Raw genomic sequence first — 24,402 nt, forward strand, 5'->3', positions numbered from 1 at the left:
TGCAGGTGAGGGAACCGGCAGGGGGCTCGCGTCGGTGGTTGCCGGGCCTGGGCGGTCAGGCATTGATCTTCCGCAGCAGACGGGTCGGGAGCCGGGCCAGCAGGTATTCGACGACGGTCCAGGGCACTCGGGGCACTGTCGCGTGGACGGCGCCGGACTCGATGCGGTCCATGATCTTGCGGGCGCCCGTGCGGGTGTCGATGAGGAACGGTCGTTTGTCGCCCAGGGATTCGTTGATCGGGGTGTCGATGTAGCCGGGGGCGACCGTGGTCACGGTGATGCCGCTGTTCCACAGCTCGCCTCGCAGCGACTGAAGGTACCTCGTGAGCCCTGCCTTGGAGGCGCAGTACGGCGCCCCGCCCGGCAGGCCCGCCCCGGCCACGACGGAGGAGAAGCCCACCACCTGCCCGCCGCCCTTGCCGCGGAAGTGTGCGACGGCGGCGTCGATGGTTGCCATCGCACCCAGCAGATTGACGTCGACCACCGCCCGGTGCGCCTGGAAGTGGCCCTCCCCGATGTTGCCTCCTACGTCGACGCCCGCGTTGGCGATGACCATTCCGAGTCCGCCGAATTGCCGGGCCGCGTCGTCGACCGTCCGCGCCACGGCCTCGTGCTGGGTCACGTCGAGGGCGGCCACGGTCACCGAACGCTGCGGGAACGCGGCGGTGAGCTGTGCCCGCAGTTCTTCCAGGAGCTCGATTCTGCGTGCGGTGAGGTACACGTCGTAGCCGCGGACGCACAGCTCGGCTGCCAGTGCCTTGCCGATGCCCGAGCTGGCACCGGTCAGGAGCGCGGTTCTCGCCGGCAGCGGGGGCCGGCCCGGGTCGACGAAGGGCAGCTTCCCGAGCAGGCGGCGCGCTGTGGTCAGTTCAGTGCCGTTCATCGGTCGCCGTTCCTGTGATCCGCGAGCGTCACCGTGCGTCCGTCCGGGGTGGGCCTGCGGCACAGCTCCTCTTGGATGGCTGTCATGCGCTGTGTCCTTCCTGGAGTGCCGGAGAGGGGATCCAACGACCCCGTCGTCAGCATGACCATTCACTCAAGGCGTGTCAACAGTGGTGACACTCGTGCTGACATCACTGTTGACACCAATGGATCGACAAGTCAGAGTGAGGGTGCCGAAGCTCGACATGTCCATGCGATGAAAGGGATCGGTAATGCGCATTGAAGCGGGTGGGTGGCTGCTGGGAGCCGCCGCGGCGGGTGCCGGGGCGGTGTGGCTGTGGCGCCACCAGGACGAGGTGATGACCGGTCGCCCGGTCAATGAGTGGACGTTTACTCACATGAATCTCCTCATGCCCACCGAAGGCGTCCGCCGCGGCGGGGATGCGCTCCCCCTGCCCCGGCGACCGCGCCCCCTGGAAGTGACCTACGGCTTCGAGGGACGGGAGCGGAGCCTTGCCGAACTGCACGCTCGAACGAACACCACCTCCTTCGTCGTGCTGCATGGCGGCGAGATCGTCCACGAGTCGTATCCGGGGTACTTCGCGGGGGACGACGTACGGTTCCAGTTGTTCTCGATGACCAAGTCGGTGACGTCGATGCTGATCGGGATTGCCATCGACGAGGGGGCGATCAAGGATGTGACCGAGCCGGTGACGGTGTACTGCGAAGGGCTGGTGGGCTCCGCCTTCGACGGGGTGACCATCGAGCATCTGCTCGACATGAGCAGCGGGGTGGGCGACCTGGAGGACTACACCGTTCGGGACGGTTTGATCGTCAGGTTCACCAAGGCCGCCACAGGAGGCGGCTCGCTGTACGAGGTCGTGTCCTCGGCCGAGCGTTCGACCGAGGCCGGCACACAGTTCAACTACTCGACGATCGACACCCAGGTCCTGGGATGGGTGCTGGAGTCCGCCACCGGCCGTTCCCTCGCGCAGTACGCCACGGAGCGCCTCTGGAGCCGCATCGGCGCCGAGCACGACGCGTACTACTGGCTCACCCGGGGGCGTCCGCGTACCGCGATCGGCGGCGGCTCGCTCAATGCCACCGCCCGCGACATGGCCCGGCTGGGGCTGCTGATGTCCCGTGGCGGGGAGCTGAACGGGCAGCGCATCGTGCCGGGGGAATGGGTGGCGCGCAGTCGGGGTCGCGGGGTGCCGCACCTGGAAGTCGGCGCGCTGGGTCCCAGCGGCTACCCGCATTACGGGTACAGCAACAAGTGGTGGACACTCGGCGGCGAGCGACGTCCGTTCACCGGGGTGGGGATCCACGGCCAGTACCTGTATGTGGACCCGGAGGCCGACGTGGTGATCGTCAAGACCAGCGCGTGGCCGACGGCGGACGACGCCTCGCGTGACGCGGAGTCCGTCACGGCGCTGCGGGCGGTGGCCGACCACCTATACGAGTACCACCGTTGACACCGTCGTTGATAGGATGACGGCCATGACACGCGCGAAGACCAACTCGGCAGGAGCGACTCCCGCGCGGCGGAAGCGGCGTCCGGCATCCTTCCTCACCCCGGATCTGATCCTGGACACCGCGATGGCCGTGATCGAGAGAGATGGTCCGGAGGCGCTCACCTTCCGTCGGCTGGGTACTGATCTGGGCGCCGACCACACAGCTGTCCTGCGGCACTTCCGCAGCAAGGACGATCTGCTGCTCGGCCTGGCCGCCCGGCTGGTCAGCGATGCCCTGCACGACTTCGCACCGTCGGAAAGCTGGCGCGAGACCCTCGCCTCGCTCGCCCGACGGATCCGTGCCGCATGCCTGCGGCACCCGGGCGTGGCCGTCCTGGTCGCGGCCCGCACCTCACGGCGCGAGCCGGAGTTCCAGGGCGCCGACGTGGTCATCGGCGCCCTGCTCGAGGCCGGCCTCCAGGGACGCGAAGCGGCCTCGTACTACCGGGTCCTGGCCGAAATGGCACTCGCCGCCAGCGCCTTCGAGGCTTCCTTCAACGTGCTGGACAAGGCCGCTCAGGAAGGCGACCGGCTGGCCTGGCGCCGCGAGTACCTGACGGCCTCGCCACAGCGGTACCCGAACCTGGCACAGGTCGCCCCCCATCTCGCGGAAATCGACGAAGAGGACCAGTTCGAGACCGCGCTCGGCCTGCTCCTCGACGCCGTGGAACTCCGCGCGCAGCGCGCCCGGGCAGAAGGAAGCGAACACACGGAGAACTGACGCCTCGCCGGGCAACAGGACACTTGGCGAGACCGCGCAAGCGCTGGCGGAGTCCCCGCTGGCTCGGGAGACGTGGCCGCCATCGACCTCGACTTCGCCATGTGGACGGGCGAGGGGGCGCCGGGCAGGCCAGGTGCGCATCCAGCTGCGGTGCTCAGCCCTGGTGTTGGACCGGGCGTGGCCCGAAGGCTACGTGACTCCGGGCGACGCCACACCCCCAGGCTCGCTGCTACGAGGGCATCGTCAGGCTGGCGGACGCCGTGTCCACCGTGCATCCCTGGGATGCCCTGCAGCAGGTCGCGCGGCGCGGGTTCTCGTGCCGGTCGGGTGGGAGATCGTTAGCACGTGGTCGTCCGTCACAGGCGGTCTCTGGGATTCTCGGGCCGGGCAGCGGGCCACTGCATAGCCTCCCGATGGGAGGGATGTAGCTGCTTCGCAAGGAACTGTCCGGGATCGAGTCGCAGTTGGCCCGGCTGGAGGCCGCCGAGGTGGTGTTCGGGCAGTGGGCCGAGGCGACCGACGGCGGACGCCGGTCGTCGGGCATCGTGGAGCCGGAGCCGGAGCCGGAGCCGGAGCCGGAGCCGGAGCCGGAGCCGGAGCCGGAGCCGGAGCCGGAGCCGGAGCCGGAACCGGAACCGGAACCGGAACCGGAGCGTGTCGTGGCCGGGCCGGGCCGGGCGCGGGCGGGATGCGGTTGGTGCCGGACCGCACCGAGGGGATGGGGCTGGAGTCCCTGACCTCGGAGTATCGACGGATCATGGAGATCGTGGCCGGGGCGGAGGGTCCGGTGATGGCCAAGGACGACGCAAGGATGCCTGCGCCGGGCCAACGAGATCCTCAGGACCGTCGGCTTTTTTCGCCCAGGAACTCGACACGACCTGGCGAAGGTACTGACGTTCCTCAAAGAACGCGGTGACCTCGGTGTCGAGCCCGTCCTCCGGGAACTGCACGTCCCCTCCTCCACTTACTATCGCTGGCGCCGCGCCGAGAGCGAGCCGTGCGAACGAAGGCGCCGGGATTCAGAGCTGACCGAACAGATCAAGGAGATCCACGCCGGCTCGGGCGGGATCTACGGCTCACCGCGCGTGCACGCCGTGCTCAGGCGCGAGGGCGTCCATGTGGGCCGCAAGCGGGTCGAGCGCCTGATGCGCGAGGCCGACATCGCGGGCATCAGCCCACGTCGCAAGGGCTTCACGCGCCGGGACCCCAAGGCCACTCTGGCCCCGGACCTGGTCCAGCGCGACTTCACCGCGAGTGCGCCGAACCGGCTGTGGGTCACCGACCTGACGATGATCGCGACCGGCGAGGGCCCGTTGTGGCTCTCGGCGATCCGGGACGCGTTCTCCCGCCGGGTGGTGGCCTGGGAGACCTCCGCACACGCGGACGCCGACCTGGTGCTGTCCACGCTCGAGTACGCCCTCGCGTCCCGCGAGGTCGAGCCCGGACAGCTATTCACCACGCGGACCACGGCTGTCAATACACGTCGATCAAGCTCACAACTCGCCTGCTGCGAGCGGGAGTTCAGGCGTCCATGGGCTCGGTCGGAGACTCCTACGACAACGCCCTCGCGGAGAACCTGTGGATGATCACCAAGACGGAGTGCATCCGCGGCCGCGTCTTCGCCACCCGGGCCGCGGCGAACCTGGCGCTGTTCGAGTACATCGACGGCTTTTACAACTCCCGGCGCATCCAGAAACGGCTCGGCCACCTCAGTCCGATCGAGTTCGAGGAGAAGCACTACGCCGACCAGGCAACGGCCGAACGAACGAACCTGAAACCCCGTCAACCCCTCCTGACCAGCTGATCAGCACCTCCCGCACACCGGGGGAACCTCATCTCCCAGAACGCGACCGACCCTCTCTCTGGCGTGGGTGATCCAGGATGTTCCCGTCCCTGAGGTTCTGCCCGGCTGGTCCCTGGTCAAGGTGGCCAACTGCCTCGCATCCTCGGCTGCGACGCCGTCGTTCATGACGAGCAGGGTCGCCGGTGATCGGGTACGCCGTCATCGCGTCACCAGAGCGCGGCAACGGCGACGAGACCCTGGACCGCAGTGGGCCCTTCTGTCGAAGCGCCACGACGGCGCGTTCACCTGCGGCTGCGGACCAGAGCACAAGGTCACGGCCTCGCGGACACCACGTTCAGGTACTGGCATGTAGACGTTCGCCGCGGGAGGCCGTGGCCTGTTCGTCAGCCTGTCTCGCCGAGGATCCTTTCGCGAAAGCTGCGGGGATTGCGGTCGGCGACCCGATCTGTGTGCCGCACTGCGGAACGACGATTAGTTCGCTCGCCTGTGATGGTCGACAGTTGTCTCGCAGGTCCTAACGACAAAGGCACGGTAGTTCGTTGGGGCATGCCCCAGTTCACATTTACGCGAGGCGACGACTCGATGAGCCGCGGCCCCGGGCCAAGGATCGCGAGGTCGAACTGGCCACCACCGATCGAAAGCGATGGAGCTTTCTGACATGACCGCTTTCAAGAACATCACCGTGCTGGGAACGGGAGTCCTCGGATCGCAGATCGCTTATCAGACGGCATTCCGCGGTTTCCAGGTGATGGTGTGGGACATCGACGGTCCCGCCCTCGAACGGGCAAAGGAGCGGTTCGCTCAGCTGGCCAGCGTCTACGCCTCTGAGGTCGAGCTCCCGAGCCCGGATGCCCCGCAGGCCGCGCTCGAGCGGATCCGCGGGACGAGCGACTTCGCCGACGCCGTGAAGGACGCCGATCTCGTCATCGAGGCCGTGCCGGAGAACCTTGAGCTCAAGCGCGACGTCTGGGCGAAGGTCGGCGCGGCCGCGCCGGAGAAGACGATCTTCGCGACCAACACCTCAAGCCTTCTGCCCAGCTCTATGGCCCTCGCTACCGGTCGGCCGGACCGCTTCCTCGCGCTGCATTACGCGAACAACATCTGGCATCGCAATATCGCCGAGGTCATGCGCACCGAGTACACCGACCCGGACGTCTTCCAGCAGGTCGTCACCTTCGCTGAGGAACAGGGCATGATTCCGATCCGGGTGCAGAAGGAGCAGCCGGGGTATGTGGCCAACACGATCCTGTTCGCGGCCCTGCGCGCGGCCATCGAGCTCTACCTCAACGAGGTCGCGGACATGCCGACGATCGACGAGGCGTTCCGTGTCTCCATGGTCACGCCTCTCGGGCCGTTCCAACTCCTCGACATGGTCGGCATGACGACCGTCTACAACGTCTACTCGGTCGGCAACGAGGTCGAGCAGCGCTTCGCGAAGCTCGTCAAGACGGAGTACATCGACAACGGCAAGCTCGGCAGGAGCACCGGTGAGGGCTTCTACCGCTATGCCGACTAGAGGGTCGGCGGATCAACCGCCTCCCCGATCACCGGAATGATTCAGAGGAACCCCATGTACGAAGACGTCACCTTCTCGCTCCCGGACGTGCAGCTCCACGGCCGGATCTATCGACCGGACGGCGACGGCCCTCACCCGGTCGTCATCTTCCACTCGGGCCTCGGCAGCGTGGCGGAAGGGAACTACGGGTTCGCTGACCTGTTCACAAGCCTCGGATTGGCTGTCCTCTTCTACGACCACCGCGGGTTCGGGTACAGCGGTGGAGACCTGCGTCAGGAAGTCGACCCGCTCCTCTTCGCCCGCGATCTCCGGGACGTCATCACGCTGCTCGCGGATCGCGACGACGTCGATGAGCGACGGATTTCCCTTTCGGGGTTCAGCCTCGGCGGGATGATCGATCTGCTGGTCGCCGGCGTCGACCGTCGGGTTGCGGGTGTCGTCTCGGTCGTCGCCCCGATCAGCGGCCTGGCGGCGCGCGATTTGTTCCCGCCGGAGGCGCTGCCGGCGGTCGACGCCGCGGTCGAGGCAGGTCGCCGTGAGCAGTTGCTCGGCGGCCAGTCCCCCGTCCTGCAGGCCACTGGCGAGCGTGTTCCCGGCGGACCGGAGGTCATGTTCGACGACCCCACCGGCGCGGAGTTCATCAAACAGTTCGACGGGCTGCCGAGCTACCGCAACGAGGTGACCCTGACGTCACTCGGTCGCCTCTTCGAGACTGAGCTGCTGCCGTTCGCTGCCAGGATCACCGCCCCGCTCCTGCTGATCGTCGGGAGCGAGGACACTATCTCCCGGGTTGAGGACGCCCGCGAGTTCTTCGAGCAGGTGCGCAGCCCGAAGCTCCTTGAGGAGCACCCCGGCCAGCACTACGCCGTCCTCATCGGAGATGGGTACAAGCAGCTCGTCGCGCAATCCGCGGAGTGGCTCGCCGAGAACGGGACCGTCCCGGTGTCCCGCTAGGTGTGCTGTTGACGGACCTCGGACGAGGTGTGATCCGCTGGTGGACGGGTGAAGACCTCCTGGCCGAGCGTGGAGCCGTCGAGGTTCCACGCTCGGGTCTGTCAGGAAATGTGTTTTTCTGACAGGCCCACAACGCCGGCTGACGGTGAGTGAGATCGCCGAGATCGGAGCGGAGTACTCAGTGCCGGACGGGCTCAGCATGGACGAGGCCGCTTGCATGCCGGTCGCCTGGGGCACGGCGTATCGGATGCTCTTTACCCAAGCCGGGGTCCGCGCCGGCGATCAAGTCCTGGTCCAGGGCGCCGGAGGAGGCGTGTCCTCTGCTGCCATCGAGCTGGATCTCGCAGCAGGCGCAGTCGTGTACGCCACCTCCAGGTCGCCTGAGAAGGCACTACCTCCGCGTTCATAGAAGGAACGGCCGGCCAACCCGTAGTAACGGCCCAGCACGAGCATCGCCGTGGGATCTACGGAATATTGAGAAGGATGAAGATGGACGACCAGTTCGACGCCGATGTGGCGATCATCGGCTACGGACCGACCGGGGTCCTGGCGGCCCTGTCGCTGGCGCACGAGAGTGCCACGACGATCGTGTTCGAACGCGAGGAAGGGATCTACCAGCGAGCGCGGGCCATGACGGTCAACGACTGGACGGTGCGGATCATTCAGTCCCTCGGAGTCGACGACCGGGTTGCACCTACGCTGGAACCGCAACGCGCGTCGCGCTGGTTGACCTACGACCACGCTGAGATCTACCGCGTCGAGCACCCCCCGTCGCTCCTCGGCAAGGAACCGCGTTTCTACAACATCTACCAGCCAGCCCTGGAAGCCGAGCTGCGCGCCTGCGCCGAGGAGCGTTCTGAGATCGACACCCGTTTTGGCTACAACGTCACGGACGTCAATCAAGACGCCAACGGAGTGACCGTCACCGCTACCGAAGTCGCCACCCGCCGATCGACATCCGTGCGAGCGCGCTATGCCATCGCAGCCGACGGCGGTTCCTCCAAGACGCGTTCGGCGATCGGTGCACGGTTGGTCGGCGAAACGCTGAACGTGACGTGGGTCGTCATCGACTGCCGGGTCAAGCGCTGGTGGCCCGACCGCGACATCCTGACCTTCTGGTCCGACAAGGATCGCCCCGCCGTGGACGTGGCCCTTTCGGCAGGCAATCACCGCTGGGAGATTCCGCTGCGGCCTGACGAGTCGCCGGCGGACTATCCGACCACCACGGAGGTTTGGAACCTGCTCCAGGCCCTCGGCGTCTCCGAGGATGACGTGGAGATTCTTCAGCACGCCTTCTACCAGCACCACACGCGGATGGCGGACACCTGGCGAGTTGGACGCGTCTTCCTGGCCGGCGACGCGGCCCACATGATGCCGCCATGGGCGGGCGCCGGGATGCAGTCCGGCATCCGTGATGCTCACGACCTGGGCTGGAAACTTGGCCGGGTGCTCAACGGGAGGCTGTCACCGCAGTGGCTCGACACCTACGAGGTAGAGCGGCGCCCGAACGTCGCCTACTACACCGATCTCGCCGTACAGCTCGGCCGCATCATCAAGCAGGAGCTCTCCCCGGAGGAGCAAGCTCGCCTCACCCCACGAACCGGTGCACAGGACTCGACTGTGGAGCGCTCCACTCCACGGCTAGCGGCCGGCTGGTTCCGAGGTCAGTTCTCGTCCGGCTCACTCGTAGGTCGGATGATCCCGCAGCCGCTGGTCACCACGACGCACGGCCGGCGAATGCTTCTCGACGACTTTCTCGGCGACGGCTTCGTGCTGCTTGGAGCTGGGTTTGATCCCGCCACCGTGCTAAGCCCTGCCGAGAAGGATGGGTGGGATGAGCTGGGCGCCCGCTACGTGACAGTCAGTCCTGCCAACGCGCACGCATCCGGACCCGATACGTGCGTCGACACCGCACGAACGCTGCTCCCGTGGTTGGAGGAGAGTGGTGTACGCGTCCTGGCCGTACGACCGGACCGCTTCATCGCCGCCACCGACGTCGACGGTCTGGCGGTCCCGGAGTTTCCCGCCGTCGCCCCTGCCAACTGATGGTCTCCCAGACCGCGTGGTGGACGCGGCCCGGGGAACCATCGAGCCCGCAGCGCTCAAGACAGCCGATCGCATCCGCAAGCGGCACAAGCCAGGTTCGCTTCGCGGGCGGAGCCGCGCTTGCCTGAGGATCAGCGCGTCCTCATGCCTTGTGCTCCCGCGCGGAAACCTCGGTAAGGGCGATGTCGTAGATCATGTCCTCCTGACCACCGACGAGCCCGCGACGGCCGCACTCCATCAGCAGGTCCCGCACGTCAACCCCATAGCGCTCAGAGGCAACTTCCGCGTGCCTCAGGAATGACGAGTACACGCCGGCGTACCCCAGGGTCAGGGTCTCCCTGTCAACACGTACCGGACGGTTCTGCAACGGTCGCACCAGGTCGTCGGCGGAGTCCTGGAGTGCGAAGAGGTCGCAGCCGTGCTTGAAGTCCATCAGGTCCGCAACCGCGATGAACGGCTCGATCGGGCAGTTTCCCGCGCCGGCGCTATGCCCGGCGAGCGATGCGTCAACACGATGGACGCCGTTCTGCACAGCCGTGACCGAGTTCGCGCCCTCAGGAAACCCGAGACATCCATGCCGATCTCGCGAGCTGCAGCGCTGTGCTGCGCGGAGATGTCGGCTTCAGTGCAGTGGGTGGCTATTCGCACCGAACGGACGCCCATCTGGTAAGCCTGCTTCAGCTCGTGGATCGTGCCGACTCCCGGGAGGAGAAGCGTGGTGAGACGCGCGCGCTCGAGAACGTCGGCGGCCGCCTCGATCCACTCCCAGTCAGTGTTCGAGCCGGGCCCGTAGTTCACCGATGAGCCGGCGAGCCCATCGCCATGAGCAACTTCGATGGCGTCGACACCCGCGTCGTCCAGGGACGCCACCCTCATCGAGACCGGCACCGAGTCCTCTCGCTAGTGTCGATGTGTCGTGGGATCGGATCGATCCCCTGCTGCCGTGGAGGGACTGCACTCCCATTGCACCATCGGGCTGCCGGCCCTGACCAACCTCACGGCGGCCGAGCTGGGCACCGAGGTACTCCAGGTGGCTTGTGAAGCCCTGGCGGACGGCACCTCGCTGCCGAACGCCCAGCGATTGGTGGCGGGAGGGGGCTGACCTGGGGCTTCGCAGGGAAATGTGCGTTGACCTGGGAAACCTTCTCTCCGTAGTCCCGCGGGTCAACGTCGTTTCCCAGGCTCATTGCCCTGGACGTGCCCTCGCAGCGTCTCACCAGAGGGCGCCTTGCACTGCTGGCAGACGGGTGGTGGGCGGCGTCGCCGCCAGGCTCAATGAGCGGTGTGCATCGTGAAGTTGCAGGTCACGGGTCTGGTGTGAATGGCGAGTTGGGTACTCGTGCTGGTCGGCGGCCGATGACCATGGCGTAGATCATCGGGCAGGTCTGGCTCCGGCGGGATGCCGGGTTCGGCTGCGCCCACGACCGGCCCCCGGCCTACGATCCGTCAGCAGGTCGGCACGCCGTGAGACCGCGGGAGGGCGCCGGGGATCTTCGCTGCGCGAGGCCAGGAGTTCGCCGAGCCGGTCGTTCGTCGAGGCGTCCATCTTCTGACCCTTCGTCAGCGCGGTGCGGTGGTGCCGATGGGCACGCGGCGTTCGATGAACTCGATCTGGTCGGCGACCACCGTCTCGAACAAGTCACCGACGTAGATGTCGAAGTGGCTGGCGTCGTATCGCTTGATCTCGCCCCGCGGCGCGCGGCGAGCCAGTTCTTCGGTCGCCTTGGCAGGGGTCACCACGTCCCGTTCGCACAGCGAGATCAGCAGCGGCGACGTCACGTCGGTCGCGCGAAGACCGGGCCGGTAGCTTGGGACCTGGAACATGTACCGAGCTGGAATCTGGGGGATCTCGAAGGGCATCCCTGCGGCCGCGTAGATCGCACGGAACCCTGGGAGGGAATCCGGGGACGTCATCACCGCCACGTCACCTGGGGCTCCGACGACGGCCATGCGCACCGGTGGACGGCCGAGCATTGCAACCACCCGGTCCTTCAGTGCGGTCCGCATCAGGCGCAGGGCTGCCTTCTTAGGCATCGCGCTCACGGTGGCCTTTCCGTCCGAGAAGGGGCACTGCGCGATCACCGCGGCGACTCGGTGGTCGTCCGCTGCCGTGATCATCACGTGTCCACCGGCGAAGGAGGTGCCCCAGAGGATCACCCGCTCGGGGTCGGCGCCGTCGATGGTCCGGGCGAACGCCACCGCGTTTCGCCAGTCCTCCAGCTGCAGCGGGATGTCGACGAACTCTCTTGGCTCGCCCGTGCTCGCACCGAAGTGGCGGTAGTCGAACGTCATCGCCAGGTAGCCGCGTTGCGCGAACCTCTCGGCATAGGTGTCGAGCCGGAGGCTCTTGACTCCTGACAGCCCGTGCGCGAGCACGACAATCGGCAGGAGCCCTCGATCGTCGGAAGCGGCGGGACGGAAGATCGAGGCTTCGCACTCGCCGTCCCCGGACCTGAATCGCGCTTCAGTCCGAGGCCCTGATACACCAGTCACCTGACTCTCCCATCGCCGTTCGTCTTTGTCCGATCGCGGGCCGGGCCGAGAGCACCGGTGCACTCATGGTCGATCAGTGACGGGCGCTACTCAATGTCGGGTTGCACATTCTTGAGCGGGTGATCTGTGCTACTTGCACAGGTGGGTCTCGTATTGTTGCGTGTCGCGTCCTGGTTCGGAGGGAGCAAGATCGCGGGCCGTAGCGTTAAGCGAACTCTGCAGGCTCGTCAGAAGTGCAGCGAAAGAGCCGAGCCGTTCATGTCACTGCGAAGGCCATGTCCGGCAGGCCCTGGTCCGGGGTTCGCCTGTCGGGTCTTGCCGGGGTAGGGGAGATGGCACGTGATCAAGGTCTCGTCTGGAGGCAGGAGAGACCCGTCTGCGGCCGGGCAGGGAGGGGTTCGATTTCCTGGGCTGTCACCTGCATGCCTGCATGTGGGGTCGGCTGTGGGAACAGAAGCGGGTCGTCCGCTACTACCTGCACCGTTGGCCCTCGCAGCGGTCGATGAAACGGGCGCGGGTCAGGTTCAAGGACCTCACCGATCGTCGCCGGGTCGGGATGAAGTTGGAGGACGTCGTCGACGCCCTGCACCTGTTCCTTCGGGGTGGGGCAACTACTTCCGCACTGGCAACGCAGCCGACAAGTTCATCGAGCTCGACCGGTACGTCGCGTGGCGGCTGAAACGGCTTCTGATCAAGAAGCAGGGGCCACAACCTACGCGCCGGACAGGCGGGGCGCTGGACCCGGACCTGATTCCACGACCAGGGGCTTCACCAGCTCATGGGCACCATCCGCTACCCGAAGGCAGCGTAACCATGCATAGAAGACCGTCGGCACGCCGTATGCGGGAAAACCGCACGTACGGATTGAAAGGGGGATGGGGAACCCGGACCGCCAGGCGGCGGCACCGGCGCCCCTGACTACCGATGCAGAGCAGCAGTTTGCGGGGCGCTACGGATGAGTTGCTGCGCAACACGTCCAAGGTGCTCCTGGCCGATACGACCCTCTTGCGGCCTGTCCAGGAAGCTGTCGCCAACGCCACCGACCGCCGCTTCGGATCGGACCCCTCCATCGCAGAGGCGATAGGTGAGGCCACCCGGGCCAACGCCCAGCATTGGGCACGCTCAATGTACGAAGACCCGCAGCGGGACGTCGAGCCCAATCTGACCAGCCAGATCGTCGGCATCGCTCGCGATGGATATCGCTGGGGCGAGGAGGACACCTTCCGCGCCTCGTACCACGCCGGCCAGCAGGTGATGTGGTCCATCTGGATGAAGATCGCCTTTTCGCTGTGCGACGAACCAGACGTCCTGTTGCCTGCTCTTGACCGGGCCTCCCGCTCACTGTCGCTCTGGATCGAGGGCACGGTCAGTGCCCTGATCGACATCCTCGAGCAGGAACGCGCAGCTCTGTCGGGCGACCAGCACGTGAGACGCCTTGAGCTGATCAATCTCATCCTGGGCGGGGCACCGGTTCCCGCGACCGCTGTTGACCAGAGACTCGGGTACCCGCTGCGGGCCAAACACCTGGGCGTGATCCTCTGGGCGCCAGCACAGGTCGCCGATCGCGAGACACTCGTGCAGGTCGCGAGCCGGCTCGGCCTGGTCGCGGAGTCCAGGAACCAACTGCTCGTCCAGGCCAGTGCTTCGTCGCTGTGGCTGTGGCTGACGCCCGGAATCCCGGTTTCGCCCGAGGCGCTCGAGGCAGCCGTAGCCCCTTACCGCGACGTCAGGCTTGCGATCGGCTCTCTGGACGAGGGGGTGGACGGCTTCCGACGCACCCACGACCGTGCGGTCGAGACCCAGCGGCTGGTGCAGACCCACAACGCCCACCGGGTCGCCTTCTATGACGAGGTCGCGGCCGTCCTCTTGCTGGCCCGAGACGACGCCCGGCTGCGCGAGTTCATTCACGCCATTCTCGGCCCGCTCGCCTCGGGTCCACAGGAACTACGTGACACACTGCGGATGTTCATCCACCAGCGGTACAACGCATCGCGGACAGCAGAGCTTCTGTTCGCCCACCGAAACACGGTCCTGCAACGCATTCGCCGCGCCCAGGACCGCCTTCCCGTCACCCTGGACCGGCACGGCACCAATGTCGGCATCGCCCTGGACGCGATGCACTGGCTGAACCTCCAGTACGAGTGAGCACGGTGCATCGTGAAAGCTGCACGTCAGAGCGCGGGGTCGGCGGTCTCAGCATGGTCTCCAACAACTGCGGGGCGATGGAGACCGGGCTGGCCGTGCTGCTCGCCGCCGAGCGGATTGCCCGGGTGACCGGCTCCTACATCGGGCGAACAGGAGTTCGCGCGGCAGGGAGCGGTCGTGTGGCTGCTTCCGTCGACGGGTTACGCCGCCTCGGTCGGGTTGGCCACCCACGGGTGCGGGCTGCGGCGGCGCTCGGGGTACCGCGGGGTCGGTAGACCGTTGGTGGCGGTGGGTTCGCTCCGGTCCGCGCGCTTCGGTCACCACGCGTCCGCTTGCTCAGATCGCCTCCCCGGGTCTACGCGACGGAATCTGGGGACGCGTCGCCCATTGCCGCTGTGACTCCCCTGGTGATGGTCGGGCCGAACTGTCGGACCTGGGGGATCGTGGTCACCATGTGGGCCGCGACCCGTTCACTGAGGCAGAGGAGCTGGTGTGGGACGTCGCCGGGGAAGCGGACGAAGTCGCCCGCGGCCAGGTCCACCGGTTCGTTGAGCGGTCCGGTGCGCAGCTTGCCGGTAATCACGTAGACATGGTGCAGGGTGCCCGAGGCGTGGGGCGGGACCACTTCCGGGGCTTTGCCGCTGCGCTCGAGGCGCAGAAGCAGAGTGCGGACATACCCGGAGCCGTAGGTCTCGTCCAAGAGGCGCTCCGTCCAGTTGACCCCGTCCGCCCACGCACCTTCGTCCTGGCGCTGTACGTAGACCGGTGTGCCCCATTCCGTGAGCAGTCGGCGCGCCGGGACGTCGAGTGCCGCACCGAGCAGGGACAGCGTCTCGACCGTGGGATTGCCCGAGCCCTGCTCGATCTTGGACAGCGTCTGTTTCGACAGGCCCGACCGGCGCGCGAGCTCGCCCAAAGACATCGCCCGCTCCAGCCGGAAGCGCCGTACATTGCGGGCCACGAGTTCGTTCTCACGTGGGGTGTCACTTTTAATGTGCATGGCGTCATTATTGACGGACGTAGGGTCTGGTTCGCATTCTTGTCACGTAAAGATTGCCGAGTGGTCAACTGAAAGTGACGCCGCTCATGGGAACCGAGGTGAATGACCATGACCACGACCCTCGCCGACGCCGTACGTGACGACCGGGCCGCCATCGACAAGGCGGTGAGTCTTCTCGTGGCGCTGGGTGACCGGTCCGGCAGGGGAGCCGGCGTCAGCGAGCTCGCGCGCAGGGCCCAGCTGAGCAAGTCCACCGCCTACCGCGTGCTGGGGATGCTCGAGCGCAATGGCGTCGTGGAGCGTCACGGCACCGGGTACCGACTCGGCGAGCGCCTGCACCGCCTGGGACAAGCGGTGCACGGCCCGGAAGCCGAGCACGTGCGCGACGTCCTGCTGCCCTTCCTGACCGACCTGTACGAACTGACCCGGGAGACGGTGCACCTGGCGGTGCTCCACGACACCCACGCCGCCTACCTCGCCAAGCTGTACGGTCACCGCTCGACGGCCGTGCCCTCACGCATCGGCGGCCGCCTCCCGGCCCACGCGACGGCGGTGGGCAAGGCACTGCTGGCCTTCGACGTCGACGCGGCCGAAGAGGCGGTGCGACGGCCGCTGCCGCGTTTCACCCACCGCACCATCACCGAACCCGAGGCGCTCTCCGCTGAGTTGGAACGCATCCGCCGCACCGGGGTGGCTTTCGACGACGAGGAGTACCAGCCGGGTCTGGCCTGCGTGGCCGTACCGGTTCTCAGCCGCAGCGGACGGGCGGTGGCGGCGCTGTCGGTCGCCGGTCGGCGCGGGCACATCGACACACGACAGGTGAGCGGCCAGGTCCGCCGCATCGCCGCCGCCGCGTCGCAGGCGTGGGCCCGGCGGATGTGACGGCGGGTCGGGAATGCCTTGAGCAGGCGCGCGCGGGCGGCCGGTGACATCTCGTCCCCGGCCGCCCGCTCCATGCTTCGGTGCCGGCCTCACCTCGTGGCCGGCTCACGCTCCAGCAGGTCGAGTGCGATGTCGACGATCATGTCCTCCTGGCCGCCGACCAGGCCGCGCCGGCCGACCTCCAGCAGGATGGTGCGGACGTCGACGCCGTACTGCCGTGCGGCGGCCTCGGCGTGCCGCAGGAAGCTGGAGTAGACGCCGGCGAAGCCGAGGGTGAGGGTCTCGCGGTCGACCTGGACCGGGCGGTCCTGGAGCGGTCGTACGAGATCGTCGGCCGCGTCCTGGAGAGCGAACAGGTCGCAGCCGTGCTTCCAGCCCTGGAGGGTGGCGACCGCGACGAAGGGCTCGATCGGGCAGTTGCCGGCGCCGGCGCCGTGCCCGGCCAGGGAGGCGTCAACTCTGGTGGCCCCCTCCTCGACGGCGACGACCGAGTTGGCCACCGCCAGGGAGAGGTTCTGGTGGGCGTGGATGCCGATCTGGGTCTCCGGCTCCAGCACGTCCCGGTAGGCGCGGACGCGTTCGCGGACGCCGTCCATGGTGAGCCGACCGCCGGAGTCGGTGACGTACACGCAGTGCGCGCCGTACGACTCCATGAGCTTGGCCTGCTCGGCCAGCTTCTCGGCGGGGGCCATGTGGCTGAGCATCAGGAACCCGGAGACGTCCATGCCGAGTTCCCTGGCCGTTGCGATGTGCTGGGCCGAAACGTCGGCCTCAGTGCAGTGGGTGGCGATGCGGATGGACCGCACGCCGAGGGAATAGGCGTGTTTGAGCTCGGCGATGGTGCCGATGCCGGGCAGCAGCAGCGTGGTGAGGGTGGCGCGCTCCAGGACGGAGGCGGCGGCCTCGATCCACTCCCAGTCGGTGTTGCTGCCGGGGCCGTAGTTGACCGAGCCGCCCGCCAGGCCGTCGCCGTGGGCGACCTCGATCGCGTCGACGCCGGCCGCGTCCAGGGCCGCGACGATCCGGGACACGTCGGCGGGCGCGATCCGGTGCCGTACGGCGTGCATGCCGTCCCGCAGGGTGACGTCCTGGACATACAGGTCGGTGGTCATGCCGATGCCCCCTGGTCTGCGTGCTGAGCGATGCGCTCGGCGGTGCGCAGGGCGGCCGAGGTCATGATGTCGAGGTTTCCGGCGTACGCGGGCAGGTAGTGGGCGGCGCCCTCGACCTCCAGGAACACCGAGACCCGGGTGGTCACCGCGGGCGCTCCTTCGGGCAGCAGGGTGTGTACGGGTTCGTCCGCCGGTACGGGGGTGAACTGGACGTCCTGCTTGAGGCGGTAGCCGGGCACGTACTTCGCCACCTCGGCCACCATGTCGGTGACGGAGGAGCGGATGGCGTCGTGGTCGGTGTCGCCGATCAGGCAGAAGACGGTGTCCCGCATGATGAGCGGTGGTTCGGCCGGGTTGAGGACGATGATGGCCTTGCCGCGGGCGGCGCCGCCCACTTTCTCGATGGCCGCGGAGGTTGTCTCGGTGAACTCGTCGATGTTCGCCCGGGTGCCGGGACCCGCCGACTTGGAGGCGATGGAGGCGATGATCTCGGCGTAGGGGATCGGGGTGACGCGGGCGACGGCGTGCACGATCGGGATGGTGGCCTGGCCGCCGCAGGTGACCATGTTGACGTTCCTGGCGCCCAGGTGGGCGTCGAGATTGACTGGTGGGATGACGAACGGCCCGATCGCCGCCGGTGTCAGGTCGATGAACGTCTTGCCGTACGGCTGCAGCCGTGCTGCGTTGGCGACGTGCGCCTTCGCCGAGGTCGCGTCGAAAACGATGTCGATGTCCTCGAAGCCGTCCAGGGCGATCAGGCCGTCCACGCCCTCGTGTGTCGTCGGCACCTTCAGGCGGCGGGCGCGGGCGAGGCCGTCGGAGTCGGGGTCGATGCCGACCAGCGCGGCCATCTCCAGCGTCTGCGACAGCCGAAGGATCTTGATCATCAGGTCGGTTCCGATGTTGCCGGAACCGATCACGGCCACTTTCGTCTTCTTCATGACGGTCATGACGGGTCCCTAAGAATGGTTGGCGGTGAAGGTGGCGCTGACCGTGCCGAGGCCGGAGATCTCCGCGGACACGGTCATGCCGGGGGAGACGCTGACCATGGGGCCGAGCGCGCCGGACAGGACGACCTGGCCGGCGCGCAGCGGGTCTCCGTAGTCGCGGGCCGTACGGGCCAGCCACAGCAGGGCGTTGAGGGGGTCGCCGAGACAGGCGGTGCCGTTGCCCTCGGAGACGAGGGTGCTGTCGGCGTACATGCGCATGGTGACCTCGCGCGGTTCGAACGCGTCGAGGGGAAGCCATGTCTCGCCGAGGACGTAGAGGCCGCTGGAGGCGTTGTCGGCGACGGTGTCGGTCAGAGAGATGTCCCAGTCGGCGACGCGGCTGTCCACGATCTCCAGGGCGGGGACCGCGTAGGCGACGGCCGCGCGGACGGCGGACAGGCCGAGATCGTCCCGGTCCAGGTCCTTAGCCAGCACGAAGGCGATCTCCGCCTCCGCCTTCGGCTGCAAGAGCCGGGAGGTGGGCACCTCGGCGAGGCCGGAGGCGTCCATGTCGGCGAAGAGGACCCCGAAGTCCGGCTGGTCCACGCCGAGTTGCTGCTGCACGGCCGGCGAGGTGAGTCCGATCTTGCGGCCGGTCACCACCGCGCCGGCGGCCAACCGGTGCTCAGTCAGACCGCGTTGGACCCGGTAGGCGGCGTCGAGGTCGGCGGTGCCCAGCAGTTCGCGGACCGGGGCGCATGGCTGCCCCTTCTCGGCGGCGGTCCGCAGCCGGTCGACGGCGGCGGTGATCGCCTCTGCGCGGTCGGTCATCGGGTCGGCTCCTGTTCTGCCGTGGCGACGGCGAAGCCCGCGATCCACTCGGGGATCGGGGTGTAGAAGCGGGAGGTCATGCGGTAGGAGCCGGTGGCGGCGAGCGAGGCGAACGCGGCGATCCAGGTGCGCACCTCGTGCGCGGAGCCGCCGCCCTCCTTGGCCATCCACTCCACGGTCCAGTCGTCCACGTCGGTGAGGCGGCCGCTTTCCAGGGTGTCGAGGACGTGGTTGTCCCAGTTGGGGTTGATCGGGACCATCGAGGTCGAGCCCGCCGCGTAGTCGTGCCCGGCCTGGATCACCCGCTGCTCGCCCCGGGCCCGCTGGTCGGGCGTGGGCGGACGGCCCTCGATGAGGGCGTCGGCTACCCGTGGCGGAGCGCCCTCCAGCACCGGTACCGGCGGGTCGTGCGACAGGCCGCCGGAGCCCAGGAAGAGCACCCGCCGGTCCAGTTCAGCGGCGGCCTCGCCGAGCGCGGTCCCCAGGGCGCGGATACGGCCGACCGGGCCGAGCGGTGTGGCGACGCCGTTGACGAAGACGGGGACGACCGGGACGTTGTCGATGCCGCCGAAGAGGACCTCCAGGGGCTGGACGAAACCGTGATCCACGGTCATGCGGGCCGAGACGGTCAGATCGATGCCTCGGTCCAGGACGCCGCGGGCCAGCGTCCGGGCGGCGTCGGTGTCGACCGACACCGGGCCGGCGCTCGAGCCGAAGTCGCCGACCGCGTGCGCGTCCGTGCCCAGGCAGAAGGGGGGCATCTCCTTGTAGAAGAAGCCGTTGTAGTGGTCCGGGGCGTACAGGACGACCAGGTCGGGATCGAAGGCGCGCACGAAGCCGCGTGCCGTCTCGACGGCCTCGTCGACGGAGGCGACCACCTCTGCAGCGGGGTCGTTCTTGCCGATGAGGGGCGAGTGGGACAGCCCTATGGCGGCAGCGTTCACGACGGTTCTCCCTGGGGGCGGATGACGAGCTTCCCGGTGAGCCGCCCGTCGATCATGAGCTGGAAGCCCTTGTGGATCTCGTCCAGCGGCAACGTGCGATGGATCACTGGGCGCACACCGGTGCCGTCCATCAGCTTCAGCAGTCCGACGAGCTCGCTGCGGGTGCAGCCGGTCGAGCCGAGGATGCGCTGCTGGAGGTAGAAGATCCGGGCCAGGTCTGCGGGCGGGTTAGTGCCGCTGGTGGCACCCGCGATCACGATGGTGCCGCCGGGACGCAGGGAGCGCATCGAGTGGGCCCAGGTCGCCTCGCCGACCGTCTCCACCACGACATCCACCCGCTCGGGCAACCGCTCACCGGTGGGTACGGCCTTGCGCGCACCCCAGGACTCGGCCCGTGCCCGCTTGTCGACGCTGCGGCTGGTGGCATACACCACGGCACCCGCAGCCACCGCCAGCTTGATTGCGGCCGAGGCGACCCCGCCGCCGGCGCCCTGCACCAACACCCGGTCGCCCGCGCGGATCTGTGCCTGGGTGAACAGCATCCGGTACGCCGTCCCCCATGCGACCGGCAGGCAGGCGGCCTCGTCGAAGGTCAGCCAGGACGGCTTGGGGACGAGGTTGCGGGTGGGGACGGACAGGTATTCGGCGAACGCGCCGTTGTGCCGCTCCGACAGCAGGGCACGGCCGGGATCGAGTGTCTCGTCGCCGTCGCCGGCGTCCGGGTCAGCGATCACCGGGTGGACGAGGACCTCGTTGCCGTCCTGGTCGTAGCCCGCGGCGTCGCAGCCGAGGATGATCGGCAGCCGCTCGGGCGGGTGGCCGACCCCGCGCAGCGTCCACAGGTCGTGCATGTTGAGTGAGGACGCCGCGACGCGGACGATTGACCAGCCGGGCCGGGGCTCGGGCTTGGGAACGTCGCCCAGGACCAGCCCGGCCAGCGGGTCGGTCGCGCTCTGGGCGACGGCGGTTGCAGCAATCATGCGGCCACGCTCCCCCGGCAGTACGGTCCGCGGACAGTCAGCGTGCCGCCGTACGGAACGAGCCGTGGCAGGGATCTGTCGTACTGCTGTTGCCTGTCGCCATGACCTCCACGAACGAACCCCAGGGCGGGGCGCCGACCACGCCGCGCGGAACCCTGCGGCGCCCGGCGGACCTGGCCCGCACCATCGACGTCTCCGGGCTCGTGGACACCGAGGGCGGACTCCTGGACCGGGTGATCTTCACCGACCAGGAGCTGTACCGGCAGGAACTGCGCCGAGTCTTCGCACCGAGCTGGCTGTTCCTCGCGCACACCGACCAGTTCCACAAGCCCGGCGACTTCTTCACCACGTACATGGGTGAGGACCCGGTCATCGTCACCCTCGACCGCGACCGCCGGATCCGGGCCTACCTCAACTCCTGCCGGCACCGCGGCGCCCGTGTCTGCCGGGCCGACGTCGGCACCACCCGCAACTTCACCTGCACCTACCACGGCTGGTCGTACAACCTGGACGGTTCACTGGTCAGCGTGCCCAACCAGGACGGCTACCCGGACTCCTTCCGCACCGAGGACTGGGGCCTGGTGGAAGTGCCGCACGTGCAGACCTACCGCGGGCTGGTCTTCGGCACCTGGAGCCCCGACCCGGTGCCGCTGCGCGAGCAGCTCGGCGACATGGCCTGGTACCTGGACGCGATGCTCGACCACGACGAGCACGGCACCGTTGTGGTGGGCGGTGTCCACAAGTGGGTGCTGGAGGGCAACTGGAAGCTGGCGGCCGAGCAGTTCGCCACCGACTGGTACCACGTGAACATGAGCCACGCCTCGGCGCTCATGGTCCTCTCGCCCTCCGGGAAGACGCCCAAGGCCGAGGTCGTGCACCGCACCGGCCGCCAGTACTCCGACGCCAATGGCAACGGCGCCGGCTTCCCGGTCCACCCCAAGAACCGCTTCGACGCGCAGACCGTGCACAAATGGACGGACTATGAAGCTCTGCGGGAACGCCTCGGTGACGCCCGCGTGGAGGGCCCACTGACCAACGGCCACGCCACCGTCTTCCCCAACTTTTCCTATCTGCCGGTCAACGGCTCCATCCGCGTCTGGCACCCCAAGGGACCCGACCGCATGGAGGTGTGGTCCTGGACCATCGTCGACACGTCGATGCCCGAGGAAGTGCGCGAGGCCCAGCGCCTGTACAACCTGCGCACCTTCGGTCCCAGCGGCATCTTCGAGCAGGACGACGGTGAGAACTGGAGCGAGGTGCAGGCCATCTCGCACGGTTTCGTCACCAACAACGTGGCCCTCAACTACCAGATGGGCATGGACTCCGAACGCGAGGACGGCCGCCACCCCGGCAGGACCAGCGAGCTGTACAGCGACGCCGCAGGGAGGGCCTTCTACGGGCGCTGGCGCGAACTGATGAACACCCCCGCCTGGCACGAGGAGCACGAAAAATGAGTGACGGCATCCGCGTCGCCGCCCTGGACGACATCCCGCAGGGCGAGGGCATCGCCATCGACAAGGCAATCACCGGAACGGCCGACAACATCGCCCTGCTGCGCGACACCGACGACATCGTCTACGCCCTGGACGACACCTGCACCCACGAGACCGCCTCGCTGGCCGACGGCTGGGTGGAGGACGGCTATGTCGAGTGCCCGTTGCACTCCAGCAAGTTCTGCCTGAAGAACGGTGAGGTCCAGGGGCTGCCCGCGACCAGGAACGTCTGCCCGCACCGCGTCGTGGTGCGGGACGGCGAGGTCTACCTCTTCCCGGGGGAGACGCCGTGAGCAACCGTGTGGTGATCGTGGGCGGTGGCGTCGCCGGGGTCAGCACGGCCAGCGCCCTGCGCGCGGGCGGCTTCGACGGCGACCTCACCCTCGTCGACGCCGGCGAGTTCCCCTACGACCGGCCCCCGCTGTCCAAGGACTTCCTCGCCGGCACCAAGGACATCGGCCAGATCGCTCTCCAGTCCCCGCAGTGGTACGACGAGCAGCGGGTCCGGCTGGTGAACCGGACCACAGTGACCGCCCTGCGGCCCAGCGAGGGGGCCGTCCAACTCGCCGACGGCGGCCTGCTGCCCGCCGACGGTGTCGTGCTCGCCACCGGAGGCGCTGCCGCCCGCCCGCCCATCCCCGGCGCGGGCAGCACTCGCGTCCACGTGCTGCGCACCGCCGACGACGCCGACCGGCTGCGCAAGGCACTCGTGCCTGGCGCCCGTCTGCTGGTCGTCGGCGCCGGCCTGATCGGAGCCGAGACCGCCTCCACCGCCGTACAGCTCGGCTGCGAGGTGTTGCTGGTGGACCCCGTGGCCGCGCCGCTGTCCACCGCGGTCGGCCCGGAGCTGGCCAACTGGCTGCACGCGCAGCACGCCCGCCACGACGTGGCTACTGCACAGGCCACCGTGGAGTCCTTCACCGACCACGCCGACGGCATCGAAGCCCGTTTCGCCGGAGCGGCCGAGCCCCGGCTCTTCGACGCGGTGCTGCTTGGCGTCGGCATGGTGCCTGACACCGAACTCGCCCGCGCGGGAGGGCTGGAGGTGGATCGCGGCATCGTCGTCGGCCCCGACCAGGTCACTTCCAACCCGCACGTGCTCGCGGTCGGCGACCCCGCGCGCACCAGCCTGGACGGCGTCCTCCTGCCACGCACCGAGCACTGGGAGGCGGCCCAGCAGGACGGGGCCCGCGCGGCGGCCACCCTTCTCGGTGCCGAGCCGCCGGCGCCCACCGCACCGTGGTTCTGGTCCGACCGGCATGGCTGCCACCTCGAGAGTGTCGGTCACATGCACGAGGCCGCCGAGAGGGTCGTACGCGGCTCCTTCGACAATCCCAGCTTCTCGGTCTTCGGCCTGCGTGACGGGCACGTGGTCGCTGCTGCGTCGGTGGACGACCCGCAGGCCGTACGGGCGGCACAGCGCATGATCGACCGCCGCCTCCCCGTGGACGCCGCCCGGCTGGCCGACCCGTCCGTGAACCTGCGCGCGCTGCTCCGCGGCTGATGTGCCGCACAGCGGCACGGCGCGTACCGCCCCCGGTCCGAGAAGGGATCGAATGACACCGTGAGCACAACCACTGAGCCGACCCGGTCGCAAGTTGGCGCCCGCGCCGACCGCGACACCCACTTCGAGGTCGAGCAGTTCTACTACGAGGAAGCCGACCTCCTCGACGCCGGCCGCTACACCGACTGGCTCGACCTGCTCGCCGACGACCTCGACTACTGGATGCCCACGCGCACCAACCGCCTGCGCCGCCAGCAGTCCCTGTCCGTCGCGGCACGTGGCGAGGCGGCCTTCTACGACGAGACCAAGGACAGCCTCGCCTGGCGCATCCGCCGCTTCGACTCCGGCATGGCCTGGGCCGAGGACCCGCCCTCGCGCACCCGCCACCTGGTGACCAACGTGATGGTCCGGCACGCCGACCCCGCCGAACACGACGGGGTCGGCGAGAACGATCTGTGGGCACAATCGGCGTTCCTGGTCTACCGCAACCGCCTGGAGCGCGAGGAGAACGTCTTCGCCGGTTCCCGGACCGACCTTCTGCGCCGTACCGCAGGCGGCCGCCTCCAGGTCGCCCGCCGAACCATCCTCCTCGACCAGAACATCCTGCTGGCGAAGAACATCTCGACGTTCTTCTGAGTCGCCGCTCCACTTT

The 24,402-nt window shown here is 68.3% G+C and carries 24 protein-coding genes and 4 pseudogenes; 19 read left to right on the forward strand and 9 right to left on the reverse strand.

Annotated elements, in window-relative coordinates:
• Positions 1–55: 55 nt before the first annotated feature.
• On the reverse strand, positions 56–883 hold the full coding sequence (locus ADL01_RS02085) for an SDR family NAD(P)-dependent oxidoreductase (protein ID WP_053740114.1): 828 nt from the start codon (positions 881–883) through the stop codon (positions 56–58).
• A 271-nt stretch (positions 884–1,154) separates the two neighbouring features.
• On the opposite strand from ADL01_RS02085, the gene ADL01_RS02090 reads away from it, so the two are divergent.
• The 10 genes and pseudogenes from ADL01_RS02090 (at position 1,155) to ADL01_RS02125 (ending at position 9,437) form a co-directional block, all read left to right on the forward strand.
• Positions 1,155–2,357: a serine hydrolase domain-containing protein gene (locus tag ADL01_RS02090; protein WP_053740115.1), complete on the forward strand. Its 1,203-nt coding sequence runs from the start codon at positions 1,155–1,157 to the stop codon at positions 2,355–2,357.
• A 25-nt stretch (positions 2,358–2,382) separates the two neighbouring features.
• Complete coding sequence (locus ADL01_RS02095) at positions 2,383–3,117, forward strand: TetR/AcrR family transcriptional regulator (protein WP_063783439.1); 735 nt, start codon at positions 2,383–2,385, stop codon at positions 3,115–3,117.
• A 22-nt stretch (positions 3,118–3,139) separates the two neighbouring features.
• Positions 3,140–3,334: pseudogene (locus tag ADL01_RS45655) on the forward strand (hypothetical protein); the annotation flags it as partial.
• A 247-nt stretch (positions 3,335–3,581) separates the two neighbouring features.
• On the forward strand, positions 3,582–3,854 hold the full coding sequence (locus tag ADL01_RS45190; RefSeq protein ID WP_053740117.1) for a hypothetical protein: 273 nt from the start codon (positions 3,582–3,584) through the stop codon (positions 3,852–3,854).
• 78 nt (positions 3,855–3,932) lie between these two features.
• On the forward strand, positions 3,933–4,703 hold the full coding sequence (locus tag ADL01_RS02105) for an IS3 family transposase (RefSeq protein WP_107090782.1): 771 nt from the start codon (positions 3,933–3,935) through the stop codon (positions 4,701–4,703).
• Positions 4,700–4,921 (forward strand): IS3 family transposase, encoded by a 222-nt coding sequence (locus tag ADL01_RS43365; protein WP_324614556.1) that lies wholly within the window; start codon positions 4,700–4,702, stop codon positions 4,919–4,921. Before ADL01_RS02105 ends, ADL01_RS43365 begins: the two co-directional genes overlap by 4 nt.
• Positions 4,922–5,579: 658 nt before the next feature.
• The gene (locus ADL01_RS02110; protein ID WP_053740118.1) at positions 5,580–6,437 is read left to right on the forward strand and encodes a 3-hydroxyacyl-CoA dehydrogenase; all 858 of its coding nucleotides are present in this window, start codon (positions 5,580–5,582) and stop codon (positions 6,435–6,437) included.
• Positions 6,438–6,491: 54 nt separating this feature from the next.
• On the forward strand, positions 6,492–7,391 hold the full coding sequence (locus tag ADL01_RS02115) for an alpha/beta hydrolase (protein WP_053740119.1): 900 nt from the start codon (positions 6,492–6,494) through the stop codon (positions 7,389–7,391).
• Between the two features lie 184 nt (positions 7,392–7,575).
• Positions 7,576–7,779 (forward strand): annotated as a pseudogene (locus ADL01_RS45660) (Zn-dependent oxidoreductase); the annotation flags it as partial.
• 101 nt (positions 7,780–7,880) lie between these two features.
• A complete protein-coding gene (locus ADL01_RS02125) occupies positions 7,881–9,437 on the forward strand; it encodes a bifunctional 3-(3-hydroxy-phenyl)propionate/3-hydroxycinnamic acid hydroxylase (protein ID WP_053740138.1) in 1,557 nt (518 codons plus the stop codon).
• Between the two features lie 142 nt (positions 9,438–9,579).
• Here the strand turns inward: ADL01_RS02125 and ADL01_RS41245 are convergent.
• Positions 9,580–10,307, reverse strand: a pseudogene (locus ADL01_RS41245) (4-hydroxy-2-oxovalerate aldolase); the annotation flags it as partial.
• A gap of 73 nt (positions 10,308–10,380) precedes the next feature.
• On the opposite strand from ADL01_RS41245, the gene ADL01_RS44460 reads away from it, so the two are divergent.
• Positions 10,381–10,539, forward strand: a complete 159-nt coding sequence (locus tag ADL01_RS44460; protein ID WP_159049434.1) for a hypothetical protein — start codon at positions 10,381–10,383, stop codon at positions 10,537–10,539.
• Positions 10,540–10,997: 458 nt separating this feature from the next.
• Here ADL01_RS44460 and ADL01_RS02140 read toward each other — a convergent pair whose 3' ends face one another.
• Positions 10,998–11,930: an alpha/beta hydrolase gene (locus ADL01_RS02140; protein ID WP_199834726.1), complete on the reverse strand. Its 933-nt coding sequence runs from the start codon at positions 11,928–11,930 to the stop codon at positions 10,998–11,000.
• A gap of 444 nt (positions 11,931–12,374) precedes the next feature.
• Here ADL01_RS02140 and ADL01_RS47635 point away from each other — a divergent pair, with 444 nt between their 5' ends.
• The 3 genes and pseudogenes from ADL01_RS47635 to ADL01_RS43370 form a co-directional block, all read left to right on the forward strand.
• A complete protein-coding gene (locus ADL01_RS47635) occupies positions 12,375–12,848 on the forward strand; it encodes a group II intron maturase-specific domain-containing protein (RefSeq protein ID WP_420719677.1) in 474 nt (157 codons plus the stop codon).
• Between the two features lie 6 nt (positions 12,849–12,854).
• Positions 12,855–14,075: a PucR family transcriptional regulator gene (locus tag ADL01_RS02145; protein WP_078960273.1), complete on the forward strand. Its 1,221-nt coding sequence runs from the start codon at positions 12,855–12,857 to the stop codon at positions 14,073–14,075.
• Between the two features lie 29 nt (positions 14,076–14,104).
• A pseudogene (locus ADL01_RS43370) lies at positions 14,105–14,243 on the forward strand (succinyl-CoA--3-ketoacid-CoA transferase); the annotation flags it as partial.
• 187 nt (positions 14,244–14,430) lie between these two features.
• Here ADL01_RS43370 and ADL01_RS02150 read toward each other — a convergent pair.
• Positions 14,431–15,075, reverse strand: coding sequence for a helix-turn-helix domain-containing protein (locus ADL01_RS02150; protein WP_053740124.1), 645 nt, complete (start codon positions 15,073–15,075; stop codon positions 14,431–14,433).
• A 108-nt stretch (positions 15,076–15,183) separates the two neighbouring features.
• Between ADL01_RS02150 and ADL01_RS02155 the strand changes: the two genes are divergently transcribed.
• Positions 15,184–15,957: an IclR family transcriptional regulator gene (locus ADL01_RS02155; RefSeq protein ID WP_053740140.1), complete on the forward strand. Its 774-nt coding sequence runs from the start codon at positions 15,184–15,186 to the stop codon at positions 15,955–15,957.
• A gap of 89 nt (positions 15,958–16,046) precedes the next feature.
• Here the strand turns inward: ADL01_RS02155 and dmpG are convergent, their stop codons facing one another.
• Genes dmpG through ADL01_RS02180 form a run of 5 tightly spaced genes read right to left on the reverse strand, consistent with a single transcriptional unit; the run spans position 16,047 to position 20,753 of the window.
• Complete coding sequence (gene dmpG, locus ADL01_RS02160; protein ID WP_053740125.1) at positions 16,047–17,069, reverse strand: 4-hydroxy-2-oxovalerate aldolase; 1,023 nt, start codon at positions 17,067–17,069, stop codon at positions 16,047–16,049.
• Entirely contained in the window at positions 17,066–18,010 is a 945-nt protein-coding gene (locus tag ADL01_RS02165) for an acetaldehyde dehydrogenase (acetylating) (protein ID WP_053740141.1), read from the reverse strand. Before ADL01_RS02165 ends, dmpG begins: the two co-directional genes overlap by 4 nt.
• A gap of 18 nt (positions 18,011–18,028) precedes the next feature.
• On the reverse strand, positions 18,029–18,829 hold the full coding sequence (locus ADL01_RS02170; protein ID WP_053740126.1) for a 2-keto-4-pentenoate hydratase: 801 nt from the start codon (positions 18,827–18,829) through the stop codon (positions 18,029–18,031).
• On the reverse strand, positions 18,826–19,773 hold the full coding sequence (locus tag ADL01_RS02175; RefSeq protein WP_053740127.1) for a 3-carboxyethylcatechol 2,3-dioxygenase: 948 nt from the start codon (positions 19,771–19,773) through the stop codon (positions 18,826–18,828). Before ADL01_RS02175 ends, ADL01_RS02170 begins: the two co-directional genes overlap by 4 nt.
• Entirely contained in the window at positions 19,770–20,753 is a 984-nt protein-coding gene (locus ADL01_RS02180) for a zinc-binding dehydrogenase (RefSeq protein WP_053740128.1), read from the reverse strand. Before ADL01_RS02180 ends, ADL01_RS02175 begins: the two co-directional genes overlap by 4 nt.
• 101 nt (positions 20,754–20,854) lie before the next feature.
• Here ADL01_RS02180 and ADL01_RS02185 point away from each other — a divergent pair, with 101 nt between their 5' ends.
• Genes ADL01_RS02185 through ADL01_RS02200 form a run of 4 tightly spaced genes read left to right on the forward strand, consistent with a single transcriptional unit; the run spans position 20,855 to position 24,386 of the window.
• Complete coding sequence (locus tag ADL01_RS02185; RefSeq protein ID WP_078960274.1) at positions 20,855–22,207, forward strand: SRPBCC family protein; 1,353 nt, start codon at positions 20,855–20,857, stop codon at positions 22,205–22,207.
• Complete coding sequence (locus tag ADL01_RS02190; RefSeq protein ID WP_053740129.1) at positions 22,204–22,539, forward strand: non-heme iron oxygenase ferredoxin subunit; 336 nt, start codon at positions 22,204–22,206, stop codon at positions 22,537–22,539. The genes ADL01_RS02185 and ADL01_RS02190 overlap by 4 nt, the downstream gene beginning before the upstream one ends.
• Entirely contained in the window at positions 22,536–23,750 is a 1,215-nt protein-coding gene (locus ADL01_RS02195) for an NAD(P)/FAD-dependent oxidoreductase (RefSeq protein ID WP_053740130.1), read from the forward strand. Before ADL01_RS02190 ends, ADL01_RS02195 begins: the two co-directional genes overlap by 4 nt.
• 60 nt (positions 23,751–23,810) lie before the next feature.
• A complete protein-coding gene (locus ADL01_RS02200; RefSeq protein WP_053740131.1) occupies positions 23,811–24,386 on the forward strand; it encodes a 3-phenylpropionate/cinnamic acid dioxygenase subunit beta in 576 nt (191 codons plus the stop codon).
• Positions 24,387–24,402 lie beyond the last annotated feature (16 nt).

Origin of the sequence: Streptomyces sp. NRRL WC-3618 (assembly GCF_001280005.1) — a bacterium.
Lineage (GTDB): Bacteria > Actinomycetota > Actinomycetes > Streptomycetales > Streptomycetaceae > Streptomyces.

Coding starts and splice junctions, on each gene's coding strand:
- ADL01_RS02085 (WP_053740114.1), bottom strand. CDS start 883: ATGAACGGCACTGAACTGACCACAGCGCGCCGCCTGCTCGGGAAGCTG.
- ADL01_RS02090 (WP_053740115.1), top strand. CDS start 1,155: ATGCGCATTGAAGCGGGTGGGTGGCTGCTGGGAGCCGCCGCGGCGGGT.
- ADL01_RS02095 (WP_063783439.1), top strand. CDS start 2,383: ATGACACGCGCGAAGACCAACTCGGCAGGAGCGACTCCCGCGCGGCGG.
- ADL01_RS43365 (WP_324614556.1), top strand. CDS start 4,700: ATGATCACCAAGACGGAGTGCATCCGCGGCCGCGTCTTCGCCACCCGG.
- ADL01_RS02110 (WP_053740118.1), top strand. CDS start 5,580: ATGACCGCTTTCAAGAACATCACCGTGCTGGGAACGGGAGTCCTCGGA.
- ADL01_RS02115 (WP_053740119.1), top strand. CDS start 6,492: ATGTACGAAGACGTCACCTTCTCGCTCCCGGACGTGCAGCTCCACGGC.
- ADL01_RS02125 (WP_053740138.1), top strand. CDS start 7,881: ATGGACGACCAGTTCGACGCCGATGTGGCGATCATCGGCTACGGACCG.
- ADL01_RS02145 (WP_078960273.1), top strand. CDS start 12,855: ATGCAGAGCAGCAGTTTGCGGGGCGCTACGGATGAGTTGCTGCGCAAC.
- ADL01_RS02150 (WP_053740124.1), bottom strand. CDS start 15,075: ATGCACATTAAAAGTGACACCCCACGTGAGAACGAACTCGTGGCCCGC.
- ADL01_RS02155 (WP_053740140.1), top strand. CDS start 15,184: ATGACCACGACCCTCGCCGACGCCGTACGTGACGACCGGGCCGCCATC.
- dmpG (WP_053740125.1), bottom strand. CDS start 17,069: ATGACCACCGACCTGTATGTCCAGGACGTCACCCTGCGGGACGGCATG.
- ADL01_RS02165 (WP_053740141.1), bottom strand. CDS start 18,010: ATGAAGAAGACGAAAGTGGCCGTGATCGGTTCCGGCAACATCGGAACC.
- ADL01_RS02170 (WP_053740126.1), bottom strand. CDS start 18,829: ATGACCGACCGCGCAGAGGCGATCACCGCCGCCGTCGACCGGCTGCGG.
- ADL01_RS02180 (WP_053740128.1), bottom strand. CDS start 20,753: ATGATTGCTGCAACCGCCGTCGCCCAGAGCGCGACCGACCCGCTGGCC.
- ADL01_RS02185 (WP_078960274.1), top strand. CDS start 20,855: ATGACCTCCACGAACGAACCCCAGGGCGGGGCGCCGACCACGCCGCGC.
- ADL01_RS02190 (WP_053740129.1), top strand. CDS start 22,204: ATGAGTGACGGCATCCGCGTCGCCGCCCTGGACGACATCCCGCAGGGC.